This is a genomic window from Nocardia amamiensis, from assembly GCF_015477605.1.
Lineage (GTDB): Bacteria > Actinomycetota > Actinomycetes > Mycobacteriales > Mycobacteriaceae > Nocardia > Nocardia amamiensis_A.
The window spans coordinates 1-253 of record NZ_JADLQX010000369.1; the positions used below are offsets into that span (position 1 = coordinate 1).

At 62.8% G+C, this 253-nt stretch carries 1 protein-coding gene; it reads left to right on the forward strand.

Translation table 11 applies throughout. The features are described 5' to 3' along the window. Positions 1-77 precede the first annotated feature (77 nt). Positions 78-253: transposase (locus IU459_RS38180; RefSeq protein ID WP_228839085.1), on the forward strand; the 176-nt coding region annotated here is incomplete at its 3' end.

Consider the following 253-nt stretch of genomic DNA (forward strand, 5'->3'; position numbering starts at 1 on the left):
CAGGGCGTGCGGCACCTGCTCGGCGCTCTGGATCTATCAACCGGCAAGCTCCACTATCGGATCCGGGATCGGAAGCGATGGCAGGAGTTCCTGTCGTTGCTGAAGTCGCTGCGGGCGCGCTGGCCTGCGAAAGGCTCTACGTCATCGTCGACAACTTCTCCCCGCACAAGCGAGCCGAGGTCCGCGCCTGGGCCGCGGTCAACGACGTGGAACTGGTGTTCCTGCCGACCTATTCATCGTGGTTGAACTGGAT